General features: G+C 47.2%; 12 protein-coding genes. 9 read left to right on the forward strand and 3 right to left on the reverse strand.

Features of this window, described 5'->3' with window-relative positions:
* Positions 1 to 336: 336 nt before the first annotated feature.
* On the reverse strand, positions 337 to 1,875 hold the full coding sequence (locus HMPREF2955_RS09345) for an endonuclease (protein WP_070722893.1): 1,539 nt from the start codon (positions 1,873 to 1,875) through the stop codon (positions 337 to 339).
* Between the two features lie 321 nt (positions 1,876 to 2,196).
* On the opposite strand from HMPREF2955_RS09345, the gene HMPREF2955_RS16270 reads away from it, so the two are divergent.
* Together HMPREF2955_RS16270 and HMPREF2955_RS09355 are read left to right on the forward strand one after the other, a co-directional pair.
* Positions 2,197 to 2,424 (forward strand): hypothetical protein, encoded by a 228-nt coding sequence (locus tag HMPREF2955_RS16270; protein ID WP_168166881.1) that lies wholly within the window; start codon positions 2,197 to 2,199, stop codon positions 2,422 to 2,424.
* Between the two features lie 4 nt (positions 2,425 to 2,428).
* Positions 2,429 to 2,809 (forward strand): hypothetical protein, encoded by a 381-nt coding sequence (locus HMPREF2955_RS09355; protein ID WP_070722897.1) that lies wholly within the window; start codon positions 2,429 to 2,431, stop codon positions 2,807 to 2,809.
* Positions 2,810 to 3,955: 1,146 nt separating this feature from the next.
* Here the strand turns inward: HMPREF2955_RS09355 and HMPREF2955_RS09360 are convergent.
* Together HMPREF2955_RS09360 and HMPREF2955_RS09365 are read right to left on the reverse strand one after the other, a co-directional pair.
* Positions 3,956 to 4,288: a hypothetical protein gene (locus HMPREF2955_RS09360; protein ID WP_070722900.1), complete on the reverse strand. Its 333-nt coding sequence runs from the start codon at positions 4,286 to 4,288 to the stop codon at positions 3,956 to 3,958.
* Between the two features lie 94 nt (positions 4,289 to 4,382).
* A complete protein-coding gene (locus HMPREF2955_RS09365; RefSeq protein WP_139145529.1) occupies positions 4,383 to 4,772 on the reverse strand; it encodes a hypothetical protein in 390 nt (129 codons plus the stop codon).
* A gap of 312 nt (positions 4,773 to 5,084) precedes the next feature.
* Between HMPREF2955_RS09365 and guaB the strand changes: the two genes are divergently transcribed.
* The 7 genes from guaB (at position 5,085) to HMPREF2955_RS09400 (ending at position 15,230) form a co-directional block, all read left to right on the forward strand.
* A complete protein-coding gene (gene guaB / locus HMPREF2955_RS09370) occupies positions 5,085 to 6,569 on the forward strand; it encodes an IMP dehydrogenase (RefSeq protein WP_070722904.1) in 1,485 nt (494 codons plus the stop codon).
* A gap of 104 nt (positions 6,570 to 6,673) precedes the next feature.
* Positions 6,674 to 8,098, forward strand: a complete 1,425-nt coding sequence (locus tag HMPREF2955_RS09375) for a peptidylprolyl isomerase (protein WP_070722906.1) — start codon at positions 6,674 to 6,676, stop codon at positions 8,096 to 8,098.
* A gap of 29 nt (positions 8,099 to 8,127) precedes the next feature.
* Positions 8,128 to 9,585: a peptidylprolyl isomerase gene (locus tag HMPREF2955_RS09380; RefSeq protein WP_070722907.1), complete on the forward strand. Its 1,458-nt coding sequence runs from the start codon at positions 8,128 to 8,130 to the stop codon at positions 9,583 to 9,585.
* Positions 9,582 to 11,459: an OstA-like protein gene (locus HMPREF2955_RS09385; protein WP_083317685.1), complete on the forward strand. Its 1,878-nt coding sequence runs from the start codon at positions 9,582 to 9,584 to the stop codon at positions 11,457 to 11,459. Before HMPREF2955_RS09380 ends, HMPREF2955_RS09385 begins: the two co-directional genes overlap by 4 nt.
* Positions 11,460 to 11,597: 138 nt before the next feature.
* On the forward strand, positions 11,598 to 11,906 hold the full coding sequence (locus tag HMPREF2955_RS09390) for a hypothetical protein (RefSeq protein WP_070722910.1): 309 nt from the start codon (positions 11,598 to 11,600) through the stop codon (positions 11,904 to 11,906).
* An 87-nt stretch (positions 11,907 to 11,993) separates the two neighbouring features.
* A complete protein-coding gene (mutL, locus tag HMPREF2955_RS09395; RefSeq protein WP_070722913.1) occupies positions 11,994 to 13,817 on the forward strand; it encodes a DNA mismatch repair endonuclease MutL in 1,824 nt (607 codons plus the stop codon).
* A gap of 261 nt (positions 13,818 to 14,078) precedes the next feature.
* Positions 14,079 to 15,230 (forward strand): OmpA family protein, encoded by a 1,152-nt coding sequence (locus HMPREF2955_RS09400; protein ID WP_070722915.1) that lies wholly within the window; start codon positions 14,079 to 14,081, stop codon positions 15,228 to 15,230.
* The last annotated feature ends 954 nt before the right edge of the window (positions 15,231 to 16,184 follow it).

A 16,184-nucleotide genomic window follows, 5' to 3' on the forward strand; every position in this document is an offset into this window, starting at 1 on the left:
TAATAAGGAGTAGTGCAGGGCATCACACGATAAGATGTCTTTCTCCGTATAGGCTGGTTCTAAAAAAATATCTTTGTTGGCTTTATTGTTGCGTTGTTGTTAGCCTATTGTCGCGACATGGGGTGTCTGATAGGCCAACAACAACGCATAGTAGTGTAAATGCCCCAACCTGTTTGGGTTTATATTAGGGTTGGTTATTCGGCATAATTGGCGCGGCTTGCGGATTGGTTTGTTTCGAGAATGGCCAGCGTGCAGTCCCGAACAAAGGCAACAAGCGCGTTCCCTTTGTCGGCAGCGTACAAGTTAAGCGGTGCTATTACGCCGCACCCTCTTGCCTTATCTCACCACAAATTTCTTTTTGCCGACAATGTACATGCCTTTCGGCAGACCCATTAAGGCATCCTCTTGTTGCACGTTGGCACGTAGCAAGCGGCCGTCGATGGAATAAACGTTCACCAAATTTGTTTCTGCTTGCGGCAGGTTACGGATGTCTGTCGTTGCGGTTGATACGTACAGCTGAATGGGTTCTTGTTTATTCGACTTCGTATAGCATGCAAAACGCGGTTGGCTGCTATTGTAGTTAATCATACGTACGGTGGCTTGCTTGTTGCTGATAACAGCATTTCCCTCGCTGTCTATGCTTATTTGCCATTGGGCACTGGCTGCCGTTGCATCGTTTGCATTGTTTAGTGAGTTCTTCGGACCCGTGTAAGCCAAGTACTTTTTCTCAGTGGCATCAAACCACGTATAGTTCCCAGCCGTTCCGCCAAGTGTCAGCGCGTGTGGTTTCCCATTTGCATTCACTTCTGTTGTGATGGCATTTCCGGCAATTTCTACCGTAGCATACGCGCGGACATCCTTGCTTGTTGCGCTCAAAGCCGCCTTAGCCGTTTCGTTAACGATAAGGTAATATTTGCCAGCTTGCAAGTCGCTAGCCGATGTAACCTTGTAGAACACCATTGCACCTGTTGGTGGCGTGGTCTCGTTGCCTGGATTGTCGGGCTTTTTGGGCTCGTCGGGCTTATTGTTTTCGTTAGGGGCAACATAGTTGGCATAATCGAATGCCGTGCTCGTTTGCGTTCCCCACACGTATTGTTCTAGTCCGGGATAATCCACATACGGGTTCCTGTTCATTTGCAACTTATATACCGCATTGTTTCTATCCACTTCTTTTTGGCTAACAGGGTCTTTTCCCGACCAGCGAATGAACATATCCAAAGCCCATTTTGCCAGTCCGGGGTAACTGCTATTCCCATAAACGCCGCCGCTCCAAGTGCCAACCTTGTCTTCATAGCGCGTGGCCATATAGAAATAAGCCCTGGCTAAGTCGCCCTTAAATTCGTCGGCAGGTTCGAAAACTGTTCCATCATAGCCTGGTGTGGTGCTTTTTCCTAGCTTGCTAAACCCATTTTCCGACTTATATTGCTCGCCGTTAGTTTCGCCTAGGGGAAAGTTGCTGCGCTTGTTGTTGACATATCCATCTGAGGGGAACACGTGGTAGAGGTCGGCTTTCATTGGACTAGCTTTCTTGAACCAACTTTGCGGCGTGGTGTGTTCTCTGTTATACACGTCGCCCTCTTTCTTATAACTCCCCTGATGGCCTGTTTCGGGGTCGTATTTGGTTATGTTCGAGTAGATGTCCCAAATCGTACCGTCTGGTCGGACGTCGGTTGTTTGGTACGCTTTCCAAAGTGCATTGTAACCTATGTCTACCGCACCTGTGGAGATAATTTTGCTTAGGGCGGTCTTTAATGCCTCTCCCTTTTGTCCGTTAGCGTCCTGGTAATATGTTCCCGAACCGTTCGGACCTTGTGCCCATGCGCATGTGGCCACGGCAAGTGCAAAGAAGATGTGTGTAAATCTTTTTATTCCCATATCGTTTTTATTTGTTTATAGTTGGTGTTTTGCAAATGTAACGATTTTCTTTCAGATATGTGGCCATTGTCTTGCTTTTTTCTTTCGGCTTTCTATGTAGGTGTGTTTCCGTGAATTAGACCAACGATAATGCGCCGAAATGGACAAATGCCCCTTGGCCGATTTGCCTTAAACTCATTTCCACGTAAGTTGCAAAGTGAGGTAGTGTCTTAGGTCTAGGGTGTTAGTGAGTGAAAGATGGCAGGCTGATTGGTTAGTTCTGCGGAAAAAGTTAACTTTGCAACATGCAGCAACGCTTGGCTGTTATTGTTTTTGGCGTTTATGATGTTATATCGTTTCCTAACTGTTGGCCTGTTATTAAGCAGTGTTTCGTTACATGCACAGAATGTGACGACCGACTCAACTTTGGTTGATAGCACCAAAACCATCGACTTGCGCGAGGTGGTGGTGTCGCAAAAGGTGGTGCAACATAAAGCTAACAAGGATGTTTATATCATTACACCACAAATTCGAGAGGGAGCGTTCACGGCGATAGACCTTCTTAAATAGCAGGTTGAGTTGGTTTTCTAAGCGATGGGGACTTAATGCCGAAGTGGAGTATGCCAAGGAAATGGTGCGCAACCCCTTGCTGCAAGGCTGGGAAGAAGTGGGACAAGACCTTTGGCAAGTGTCTTTGCAAAAGACGTTGTTGCAGCGAAGACTAAACTTGTCGCTCAATTATGTTCCGCCGCTTCGCTGGTTGGTAGGGCAGTCGCAACAACGCAATGTGGATGCCGCCTTTTACAAAGAGGTACAAAGGTTGGACTTGCGAACCTACGATAACTTGCTGATGTTTCGCGTTACATTGAGTCTGGGGCGTGGTAAACGTAAGCGGATGAAGGAGGTTAACGCACCATATATTATTGAGGAACAAAAGGGTAGGGGGCTATTATAGCCATTCTAACCAGATTTCGCATTTAATTTTGCCGGGTTATAGGGGGCTTTGCCGGCTTGTTATGGACATTTGCATTCGTACTAATGTTGATTACCTCTTCGTCTTGTGGCAATGTAAGTTGTTTTTCCTATTTGCGTATGAGTATCACTCATCCACTTACGAACTTAACCATTTTCCATTCATGAACTTATCAACTCATAAACTTGAGGTTTCATAAACTCACAAACACGTAACTCCCCCAACTCCCCAGCTCGCAAACGCACGAACCATTACGCTCGTCAACTCGTTAACATGCCAACTCGTTAATTTGAAATTCTGTCAACTTTTCAGTGTAAATTTTAACATGATGAGTGCCCTTTCTGCCAACCAACGGCTCACCTTGCTGCAAAAAATCGATTCTCGCGAGGGTTTAGTTTGGTGCAAAAAACGGTCAGTTGTACATACAGTCAAAATGAATTTTTATTTAAACATACCGCCACTAACATCCGTTTTTGGGTTGTTTGTGGCAAAATGAAGTGCGTTTTGGTGCTAAATGCACTGCGTTTTGATGCTAAACGCAAGGTAAAATGGTGCAAAATGCAGTGCAAAATGGTGCAAAATGCGAGCCGAAAAGCATAAAAATACACTGCAATGGTATAAACAAAGCCTTTTAGAACCATGAAAAACATGGCTGAAAAGGGCGAATTAGTTGTTAAAAAGCTGGATTTTATGGTCTAAAAGCAAACATTTGGGCGTATGGAATAATGAGTTGGCGGCCAAACTAGAAAGGCTAAATGGTGCAAAATGCGGCTTTTGTTCTTGAAAATGGACAAAACGAAAGCCGTGGAAGGCTAGAAATAGTGGCGATTTGCCTGCTTTTTAACCTAAATTTTCGCTAGAACGGAGTGAAAATCGGAGCGGTATTGTAAAATAAAATTTAATTTTTTAAGTTTTTGAGTTGATGGGTTGATGAGGTTGTGAGTTGATGAATTGAGGGGTTGATGAGGTTGAGAGTTAAAGATGGTTGGTAAAGGCAAAGCACACAACGGACCGCCCTAGTAAGACGAGTTTGAAATGCAACGAGAGCTTTTGTGAAATGCGCCAAAAGAAAGCGGCAGCACCGTTAGAGGAACTGCCGCTTGCCTAGTATGTCTTTTTGTTGAATTATCAGATGCTCAAAAGGAAATTGGAAAAGTCTTCTATCGAAGTCAGGTCTACCGTTTTAACATCGGCTTGTGCCCTAACACGTTTCTTTTTCCTGCCTTTCCATACCACCTCCATCATCTTCTTTACATTCCCTTGGGCGTTAATAAATTGCACGTTGGTGTGGTCTAGCTGCAAATTGTAGAGTTCGTCGGCGAATGAGCGAGATATAAAAGTAACTTCCGCCATGTCGATGTCGTAGCATCCGTCTCTTGCTATTGCCTCTTTCAAAGCTGCAATAGGTATTCGCGAGCGAACTTCTGCGCCAATAATGTCTTTAACTCTTATTTTACTCATAACTCTTAAATGTTTATTATTCTACATAGTTGTAAAAGCTAAATCCGTTGGGAGCGGTTAAAGGAACGTTTTCGTTAAGTCAAATGAACAATGTCTAGCTTGCTCGGACATAGTCATGGCGAGAAAACGCACTTTTGAGGAACGAAAAAAGAACTTTTACCAAAATGATGGTGCCATTCCATCTATATTCTTCTGGGATGTTAGCAGGCACTATGCCATTTTCGTCGTGCCTATAAAAGGCTGTTCCCGACAGCATGAAAAATGCTCCTCGCAGGCCGTTCACAATCATCTCTCTGGACTTAGATATGCCATATCCTCTGTTTTCTGCGTCTGGCCTGTCTTTTGTTGAGTATCCCTCGTTGGCTATTCTTAATGCTTCAGCCTCATTAGTTCCGATTTCGTTGATGTATTTATTTGTGTCAACGTAGCTACCGTATATCGTCTTTCCACAGTCGGCGATGGTGATATACAGGTCTTTCTTCACTTTTTGGCAAAACAAATACCCATGTTCACTTTCTGCAAAGATACCGATTGTTTCACCATGTAACAAACAATACGTGTAGTTTAACACATCAATAAGACAGACAAGATACTCAAAAATCAAACAAAATCTGCACTGGGTCTATCGACTGATTAGGGTGTAGCATAAACGTACCAAAATCGAAAGGTTTTTAGGTGGTGGGCCAATGTTATGTTGCCGAACATGCCTTAATAAATAAGAAAAACGCGGTAAACCATCAGCTTTGTGGAATTTTATTGCTAAATTTGCATGCAATAAATTTCTAAATTCTCCACTATGTCATCATTTGTTGCAGATAAAATTGTGATGGACGGCCTTACATACGACGACGTCCTGCTCATACCCGCTTACTCCGACGTGCTGCCTAAGACAGTAACGTTGAAAACAAAGTTCTCTCGGAATATCGAATTGAACATCCCTTTCGTTACGGCCGCTATGGATACTGTAACCGAGGCGGCCATGGCCATAGCCATAGCACGCGAAGGAGGCATCGGCGTGATACACAAAAACATGTCTATTGAAGAACAAGCGCACGAAGTGGCCGTGGTGAAACGAGCCGAGAACGGAATGATTTACGACCCCGTTACGATACGGCGCGGGCGTACGGTGAAAGATGCGCTCGACATGATGCGCGACTACCATATCGGTGGAATACCCGTTGTTGACGAAGACAATTGTTTGGTGGGTATCGTTACCAATAGGGACTTACGCTTTGAACATCGACTAGATAAGAAGATTGACGAGGTGATGACGAGCGAAAACCTTGTGGTGACACATCAGCAGACCGACTTGGCTGCCGCTGCAAAGATACTGCAAGAAAACAAAATTGAAAAGTTGCCCGTGGTGGATGCCAACAATCGCATCGTGGGACTAATTACATATAAGGACATTACCAAGGCAAAGGATAAGCCTATGGCCTGCAAAGACGAGAAAGGACGATTGCGCGTGGCCGCCGGTGTGGGCGTTACGGCCGATACTTTGGACCGCATGAAAGCCCTTGTTGAGGCTGGTGCCGACGCGATTGTTATCGATACGGCGCACGGACATTCGAAGTATGTGGTGGAAAAGCTTGTCGAGGCTAAGCGCGCATTCCCCAATGTAGACATCGTTGTGGGTAATGTGGCCACTGGCGAGGCTGCAAAACTGCTGGTGGAACATGGTGCCGACGCCGTAAAGGTGGGCATCGGGCCTGGCTCTATCTGCACAACACGTGTGGTGGCAGGTGTGGGCGTACCCCAGTTGAGTGCCATTTACAGTGTGTTTGATGCGCTTAAAGGTACGGGCGTGCCACTTATCGCCGACGGCGGACTGCGCTATTCGGGCGATGTGGTTAAGGCTTTGGCCGCTGGCGGTAGCTCGGTGATGATTGGTTCGCTGGTTGCCGGTACGGAAGAAAGCCCTGGCGAAACGATTATCTTTAACGGCCGTAAGTTCAAAACCTATCGTGGTATGGGCTCGATGGAGGCGATGGAGCAAAAGAATGGCTCGAAAGACCGCTATTTCCAAGGCGATACGTTGGAGGCAAAGAAACTTGTTCCCGAAGGTATTGCAGGCCGTGTGCCTTACAAGGGCACGGTGCAAGAGGTGATTTATCAGCTCATTGGAGGCTTGCGTTCGGGCATGGGCTATTGTGGAGCGAACGATATTCTTGCGCTTCACAACGCTAAGTTCACCCGAATAACCAATGCGGGCGTTCTGGAAAGCCACCCGCACGACATCACCATCACGAGCGAGGCACCCAATTACAGCCGTCCTGAATAACCAATCACATGTATATATAATATAAGGTGTAACTTCTCGCCGTGCGCGGCTTTGTGCCAATAATGCCCGTCGGCGAGAAGTTTTCGCCGCTTAACCTATAACTAATGATACGTAGAGCCTTCTCTGTGGCATTGCTGTTTTGTGCTTTTGTGGCACACGCCCAAGACGACCCCACCATTATGACCATTAACGGACGGCCTGTTGGCCGTTCGGAATTCGAGTATTCGTACAACAAAAACAACACGGATAATGTTGTAGATAAGAAGACGGTGGCTCAGTATGTGGAACTCTTCGTGAACTATAAGTTGAAGGTTGAGGCTGCACTTGCCGCCCGACTAGATACCACGCAGGCCTTTCGCAATGAATTTGCCGACTATCGCGACCAACAGGTGCGCCCTTCGTTCGTTAACAACGACGACGTGGAAAAGGCGGCACGTCAGCTATACGACGACACAAAGCAGCGCATTGAGGGGCAAGGCGGACTGATAAGGGTGGCGCACATTATGTTGTTGTTGCCCCAAAAGTCGGCCAAAGACTTGCAACGCCGCGCCGAACAGCGCATCGACTCTATTTATAATGCCCTTAAACGCGGGGCCGACTTCGCGGCATTGGCTCGTAAACTGTCTGACGATAAAGGCTCGGCGCAACAAGGTGGCGAACTGCCTTGGCTGCAAAAAGGTCAAACGCTGAAAGAGTTTGAAGACGCAGCCTTCGCCCTCAAGCCGGGCGAGATAAGCAAACCCGTGCTTTCGCCAGCGGGTTACCATATCATTAAGATGATAGAACGGCGCAGCTTTCTGCCTTACGACTCGGTAAAGGCCGACATCTTGGCCTACATCGAGCAGACAAACATGCGCGAACAAATTATCGACAACAAGCTGAACGAATTGGCTAAGGCATCGTCCACGCCCCGCACAACGGCCGACGTGCTACAAGAACGCGCACAAGCAATGCAAGCAAAAGACCCTGCACTGAAGTTCCTTATCCAAGAATATCACGACGGGTTGTTGCTTTACGAAATAAGTAACCGCACTGTTTGGGAGAAAGCGGCGAAAGACGAAGAGGGTTTGCGCTATTATTTCAACAAGAATAAGAAGAGATATGCCTGGGACAGTCCGCGATTTAAGGGCATTGCCTGCTATGCCAAGAGCAAGGCCGACTTTAAGGCAGCAAAGAAAATGGTAAAGAATTTGCCCTTTAACGAATGGAACGAGGCTCTAAGAAAGGCTTTTAACAACGATTCTACCATCCGCATAAAGGCCGAACGGGGTGTGTTTAAGCTTGGAGACAACCCTGTGGTGGACCGCGATGCCTTTAAGCAAAAGGTTGCAATAAAGGACGATGCCAACTTCCCCGTTGTGGGCGTGATAGGAAAGAAACTTAAAGCCCCCCAGGAAATGGACGATGTAAGGGCGCTTGTAGTGGCCGACTTCCAAGAAACATTGGAGAAAGAATGGGTGAAAGACTTACGAAAACAATATAAGGTGGAAGTGAACGAGGCGGTATTAAAGACCGTGAACAAGCACTAAACGCCCCGATAACGACATATATAAAAACGATGAGAACCAACACGAAGATATTCTGCGGCCTGTCTGCCATGATCTTGACTGCCGCCATTTCTGCCAATGCCAAGCAAGGATTGGCTACAAAGGTTGCTGAAAACGATAGTACTGCAACTGCAACCAATAAGCCCGTGAAAACCGAACCAGCCGTGCCAGAAACAAGTGTGGTTGACGAAGTTATATGGGTGGTGGGCGACGAACCCATACTGAAATCGGACGTGGAGGCCGCTCGCTTGCAGGCCGAGAACGAGGGACACAAGTTTAAAGGCAACCCCGATTGCTCCATTCCCGAACAATTGGCTTTGCAAAAGCTTTTCCTTCACCAAGCTGCCATCGACAGCTTGGAGGTGAGCGAGTCGGAAATTTCACAAGGAATTGAGGAACAGATAAACTATTGGATACAGCTGATAGGTTCGAAAGAGAAACTGGAAGAGTATCGCAAGCAAACCGTTTCGGAGATGCGACAGGCAATGCACGACGACTATAAGAACAATCGCCTTATCGCCATGATGAAAGAAAAGTTGGTGAGCGATGTGAAAGTGTCGCCTGCCGATGTGCGCAAGTACTTCAAGGACCTGCCTGCCGATAGCATTCCTATGGTTCCTACAATGGTAGAGGTGGAGATTATCACCCAAAACCCAAAGGTGAAGACCGAGGAAGTGAACCGTATTAAGGACCAATTGCGCGAATATACCGACCGCGTAACCAAGGGAGAGACAACTTTTGCAACCCTTGCACGCCTTTACTCGGAAGACCCAGGCTCGGCAAGACAAGGTGGAGAGTTGGGCTTTACGGGTAGAGCGGCGTTCGACCCGGCCTTCGCTGCCGTGGCTTTCAACCTTACCGACCCCAATAAGATTTCGAAAATCGTTGAAACGGAGTTCGGTTATCACATCATACAGCTTATCGACAAGCGCGGCGACAAGATTAACGTGCGCCATATCTTGCTGAAACCGCGCATCGCACAAGACGACATCGACCGTTCGAAAGCGCGCCTCGACTCCATCGCCAGCGACATAAAGGCCGGTAAGTTCTCGTTCGAAGAGGGGGCAACGTTCATCTCCGACGACAAGGACACGAAAAACAACCACGGACTAATGGCCTACACCGACAGGGAGTCGCGCTCGCTGTCGTCTAAATTCCGGATGGGCGACTTGCCCACAGAGGTGGCGCGCGAAGTGGAAGGTATGAAGGTGGGCGAGATTTCTAAGCCTTTCCAAATGACCAACGCACGCGGAAAGACTGTCGTGGCCATCATCAAGTTGAAGAATAGAGTGGACGGACACCGCGCAACCATAACCGAAGACTTCCAAGTTATGCGCAATGTGGTGCTGGCCAAAGAACGTGAGAAGAAGTTGCACGACTGGGTGGTGAACAAGATAAAGCAAACATACGTTCGTATGGGCGACCGCTATAAGAACTGCGACTTTGAATATCAGGGATGGATTAAATGAGATTAAAACCAATATCGACATCTAATGGCGATAGGCATAGCGGCGTTTTATGGGCGGTGCTATGCCTTTTTGTGCTATGCTTGCTGCCTGCGCTTGCCCAAAAGAAGGTGAAAACGGCAGCAACGCAGACCGACGACCGCGTGTATCTAGTGCACTCGGACGAGCTGCGCTACGACCAATTCGGACCCGTTCCCGATGCCCAAATCGTGAAAGGAAAGGTGCAATTTATGCACAAAGGGGCGCGAATGTGGTGCGATAGTGCCTATTTTTACCAGCAAACAAACTCGTTTCGCGCCTTCGGTCATGTGCGAATGGTACAGGGCGACACGCTTTCGCTTACGTGCGAACGGGCGTTTTACGATGGTCAGGCACAGATGATGGAGGCTCGTCAGAACGTGTGGTTGAAACATCGTGGGCAAACACTCAACACAGACAGCCTTAACTACGACCGCCTTTACAACAATGCTTACTTCTTTGAGGGCGGAACGCTCACCGACAAGAACCAAAAACTGGTGGCCGATTGGGGACAATACAACACCCAAACGCGCGAGGCCGTGTTCTATTATAACGTGAAAATGATTGAGGGCGACCGCGTTATCACCACAGATACCTTGCACTACAATACGCAAAATTCGATGGCTCACGTGCTAGGTCCGTCGAAAATAACCTCTAAAACCGGTGTGATAGAAACGCGCGATGGCTATTTCGACACCAAAACGAGCAAGTCGAAACTATTCGGAAGGTCAACTGTTAACGACAAATACAAGACCATTACGGGCGACAGCCTTTATTATGACGACAAGACGGGCCAAAGCGAAGGCTACGGCGACGTGATATATGTGGACAAGAAGAATAATAATAGCTTACTTTGCCAACGTTTCAAGTATAACGAAAAAACGGGCGTGGGTTGGGCCACAGGCAAGCTTCTGGCTAAGGACTATTCGCAGAAGGATACGCTTTATGTGCATGCCGATTCGGTGAAACTTTTCACCTATAACATCAATACCGACTCGGTTTATCGCCTTGCACATTGCTTTCGCCATGTGCGCGCCTATCGAACAGACGTACAAGCCGTGTGCGATTCGATGGTGGCAAACTCTAAGGACTCGTGTCTTACCATGTATCGCGACCCCATTGTGTGGAATGCCAACCGCCAATTGTTGGGCGAAGTGATAAAGATCTACATGCAAGACAGTACTGTTCGCGAGGCACACGTGCTGGGTCAGGCGCTCTCTGTGGAGCAAATGCCCGACTCTGTGCACTTCAATCAGCTCTCGTCTAGGGATATGTTTGCTTATTTCGTCGAAGGCAACGTTCGCCGCAACGATGCCATAAGCAATGTGCGCTCCATCTATTATTCGGTAGATGAGAAGGACAGCACACTTATCGGACTAAACTATCTCGAAACCGACACCATGCGGATGTATATCTCTCCGCAGCGAAAATTAGAGAAGATATGGACAAGTCGGTTCGAGGCCACGCTCTATCCCATGACCCAAATACCGCCTGGGAAAGAACGATTGGAGGCGTTCGGGTGGTTCGATTATGTGCGGCCACTTAATAAAGACGACCTATACGAATGGCGTCCGAAGGCAGCGGGAACTGAATTAAAGAAGGTTCAGCCGCGAGTGTTGCCCAAGCAACGACTCGACGAGGATGAGAAGAGTGGGGGAAACACCAACTCTGATAAAGAGAATACAACGGAGCAAGCCACAAAGCAGCTGGCAGTGGATGACGAAAACAAGACTGATGCAGCAGCAACAAAGACTAAGTCTGCTGTAAGGTCTAGTGCGAAGAAGGGCAGTAGTGCAGCAACTGCGAAGAAATCTACTGCCAAGAGCCGAACCACAACAGCCAACCGAAAGTCTAAGTAGGCTGTTGTCGTTAGGCGTAAGTGGGCGGACAGCCCCAGTATCGAAAGAAACACGCGCGATTTTGCTGACTCCTTTCAGCCTATTATTGGGGAAGTTTGCCCGTGCTGTTTAGGCTTATCACGAAGAAATAACGTACCTATGGGAATGTTTTCAATGCGCAAACCGCGCAGGTTTCATCACGAATACATCTACGCCAACGACCGAAGACAAAGGTTGGAGGCCATAGAGCAACGCGCAAAAGAAGAGCTGGGGCTGACAGAGAAAACCGATGGACAAGACGTTTCGGCACGCGATGCCGACCGATTTCGAGGTGCATTCACCCCAACTAACAGCCACTTGCACCGCCGTGGGCAGTCTTATGGCATGGCTTTTGGTAGTCGCATCTTCCTGTTCGTGGCCATCTTCCTGTTTATGGGCTACGTTCTATTTAGGTTACTCTTGGGCTAAACCTATTGTTCTTAGGCTATTTTCTTGGCACATCTTGCCGTTCGCCCCATGTAAACACACATATTATATATAAAGGAGAAACAATCAATGAGCGACGTAATACAACTTTTACCCGACTCGGTGGCCAATCAAATAGCGGCTGGCGAGGTGATACAACGGCCTGCATCCATCATTAAAGAGCTGGTGGAGAATGCCGTCGACGCAGGTGCGACACGCATCGACGTGAACGTTATGGATGCAGGTAAGACCTCGGTACAGGTTATCGACAATGGTCGGGGCATGTCTGAAACCGATGCACGCTTGGCATTCGAGCGTCATGCCACGTCAAAGATACGTCAAGCGTCCGACCTTTTCGCCCTCAACACGATGGGTTTCCGTGGCGAAGCCTTGGCTTCTATCGCTGCTGTAGCGCAAGTGGAGCTTAAAACGCGCCTTGCCAGCGAAGAGATTGGCACGTCCATCTCTATCGCCGGCTCACAATTTACAGGACAAGAGCCTTGTGCTTGCCCCGTGGGGAGCAACTTTGTTATCGAAAATCTCTTTTATAACATCCCTGCCAGACGCAAGTTTCTCAAATCTAACGCCACTGAGCTGAACAACATCATCACTGCCTTCGAACGCATCGCCCTTGTATATCCCGATATCGCCTTCACGCTTCGCAGTAACGGAACCGAAGTTTTCAACTTGCCTTCGGTGGTTCTTAAGCAGCGCATCGTAGACGTTTTCGGCAAGCGCATCAGTCAAGACTTGCTTTCGTTCAACGTGGAAACGTCCGTTTGCAAGATACATGGCTTTGTGGGCAAGCCCGAATCGGCGCGCAAGAAAGGGGCGCACCAATATTTCTTTGTGAACGGTCGCTACATGAAACACCCTTATTTCAACAAGGCCGTGATGCAACCTTTCGAACGATTGGTGCCGCAAGGCGAACAAGTTCCTTACTTCATCTACTTTGAAGTGAAGCCCGAAGACATCGACGTGAACATACATCCCACGAAGACAGAGATAAAATTCGAGAACGAACAGGTTGTGTGGCAAATCCTTTCGGCTGCTGTTCGCGAGGCCGTAGGATTGTTCAACGATGTTCCCACCATTGATTTTGATACCGAAGGGCGTCCCGACATTCCCGTATATAACCCCAACGAAAATGCGTCTGCGCCCAAAGTGAACTATAATCCGCACTACAATCCCTTTGACGATACGCCACAAACAGCCTTGCAAACCCAAAATAATAGTAGGTGGGAGGAACTGTATGCCGGCTTGAAAGCCGACGAAGGGGCCGACCTTGGGCTTTTTCCCGATGTTGGGAGTGGCGGGCAGAGTGGGGAGACCGAGCGGATGATTGAAGACAAATCGCCTGCTCATTATCAATATAAAGGTCGCTATGTGATGACCGCCGTTAAGTCGGGGCTGATGGTTATCGACCAACACCGCGCCCATGTGCGTATTCTTTTCGAGCAATATCTTCGTCAAGTGTCCCAGCGTTCGGGCGCATCGCAGAAGGTTTTGTTTCCCGAAGTGGTGCAGTTTACGGCCACAGAAGACCTCATGGCACAGAAAATAATGCCCGACTTGCAAGGTTTAGGTTTCGAACTGACCGACCTCGGCGCGCGAAACTTTGCCGTTAATGCCATTCCCGCAGGGCTCGAAGGCATCAATCCCGTGGCGATGATACGCGACATGGTGGCAACGGCTATGGAGAAAGGGGCGGGACTGCAAGACGAAATTAACGAGGCTCTGGCTCTAAGTCTTGCTCGCAATGCCGCCTTGCCTTACGGACAAGTGTTGGGTAACGATGAAATGGAGAGCCTGGTCAACGCCCTCTTCACTTGCCAAAACGTGAACTATACGCCAAACGGACAAAAGATACTGGCCATTATGGCACAAACCGACTTGGAAAAGCTCCTTGGATAAAAGCCCTCCGCACATTCTAAAATGCTATCAATCAGGCCTGCATGCGTGTCGGCATGCAGGCCTAACTTTTGTTCTTTAATGTTTTGTAATGCCATTTTGCATATTTGAGATAAATCAAGATTACAGCATAAAGTTAGTTAAAATCAGCATTTTCGCGCCAGACTATGAAAAAATAAAGAAAATAATCACTAACTTTGCAATGTATTTAGGTAGGTACAGAATTATAGAGAGAAGATATTTTTGCTTATTAATAAATTAGTTATGAAAAAATTATTGATTGTATTGGCGCTTGCAGGGGTTTCTACTGCATCGATGGCGCAGGATTCTGATCCCGTACAAAAGTATAGCGTGGCTACCAATTCCTTTTGGAACAACTGGTTTATCCAGGTAGGTGGCGAATGGAACGCATGGTATTCTGACCAAGAGCATGGAAAGAGCCTTCCCGTTAGCCCTTTCAAAAGTTTCCGTGGAAGCCCTAGTGCTGCTATTGCAGTAGGTAAGTGGTTTACTCCTGGCATCGGTCTTCGTACCAAACTGCAAGGTATTTGGGGCAGAACCGTTGTTGACGAGAACAAGCGTGAGAACAAGTACTGGAACCTTAACGAACATGTGCTTTTGAATGTGAGCAACATGGTGTGTGGTTACAATCCCAACCGCGTTTGGAACCTCATTCCTTTCTTCGGTGGTGGACTTGGTCGCTCGATGACTCACGACCTCTATGCAATGAACCTCAGCGTAGGTGTACTTAACACTTTCCGCGTTTGCGACAGAATGGCTATCAACCTCGAACTTGGTTGGAACCGCTTTGAAGAAGACATGGACGGCAGATGGGGCAACACCATAGCCGATCCACATGTTAACCGTGGTTGGGAAGATAAGGACAACTTGCTGTATGCTGAATTGGGCTTGACCTTCAACTTGGGTAAGTCTACTTGGAACAAAACTCCCGACGTAGATGCTTTGAAGGCTCTATCACAAGCTCAGATGGACGCTCTTAACGCTCAGCTGAACGATGCTGCTTCTGAAAACGCTCGTTTGAAGAACATGTTGGCTAACCAACAGCCTGCTGAAACGAAGACTATTAAGGAATTCGTAACCACGCCGGTATCTGTATTCTTCAACATCAACAAGACCAACATTGCTTCTCAAAAGGATCTTGTTAACGTTCAGGCGGTTGCTAAGTATGCTAAGGAGAACAACTCCAACATCAACGTTGTGGGTTATGCTGATAGCGCAACAGGTTCGGTTAACCGTAACCAATACCTCTCTGACAAGCGTGCTGAGATGGTTGCCAATGAGTTGGTTAAGATGGGTATTAGCCGCGATAAGATTTCGACCGTAGGTAAGGGTGGTGTAGACGACTTGTCGCCCATCTCGTTCAACCGTCGTGCTACTGTTCAGATTGCTGAATAATTCTACGCGGAACATGTGATTACCAACAAGCTTTGGTAACGCCAGAGAATAAAAGGGGGATGTGCCTTAATGGTACATCCCCTTTTCGTTTTTTAATGAAGTCGTTTTGACTTTTAATATTTCTATAAATTGAGAGGAATGCAGGACAAGACAACTCACTGGCCTATAAACTCATAAAGGCCCAACAACTCCCGAAGACATCAACTCACAAATTCACAAACTCCGCAATTCACAAACTCCGCAATTCACAAACTCACCAGTTCAAAAATTCATCAGCTCAAAAATTCATCAGCTCAAAAACTCATCAACTCATAAGCTCACGAACTCATCAACTCAAAAACTTAAATTGTTATCTTTTATTTTACAATATCGCTCTAATTTTCGCTCCGTTCTAGCGAAAATATAGGCCATAAAGTAGGTAATTTGCCACTATTTCTAGTCTTTCGCGCCTTCCAATTTGTTAGTTTTTAAGAAAAAAGGCTGCATTTTGCACCATTTAGCCTTTCTAGTTTGGTTGTCAGTCCATTATTATTTACACCCGATTACCCACTTTTAGCCCCCAAAACCCACTTTTTAATGCCCATTTTGCCCTTTTGGGTCATGCTTTTAACGGCTCTAAAAGGTTTTGGTTATACAGTTTCAGTGGATATTTATTCTTTTCGTCTTGCATTTAGCACCATTTTGCACTGCGTTTAGCACCATTTTACCTTGCGTTTAGCATCAAAACGCATTGTATTTAGCATCAAAACGCACTGCGTTTTGCGGCATATTGCACTACATTTTGCTATAAATAGCCCAAAAGTTGGTGCAAATGGCGACTGCTTTAAATAAAAATTCATTTTGCCGCATTCACAGACTAACCCTCTTTTGTATCAAAACGAACCTTCGCGAGAAACGTCTTTTTGCGGCTAGGTGAGCGGTTGGTGGATAAAAAGGGCACTCATAATGTTAAAA

Origin of the sequence: Prevotella sp. HMSC073D09 (assembly GCF_001814145.1) — a bacterium.
Taxonomy (GTDB): Bacteria; Bacteroidota; Bacteroidia; order Bacteroidales; family Bacteroidaceae; genus Prevotella; species Prevotella conceptionensis.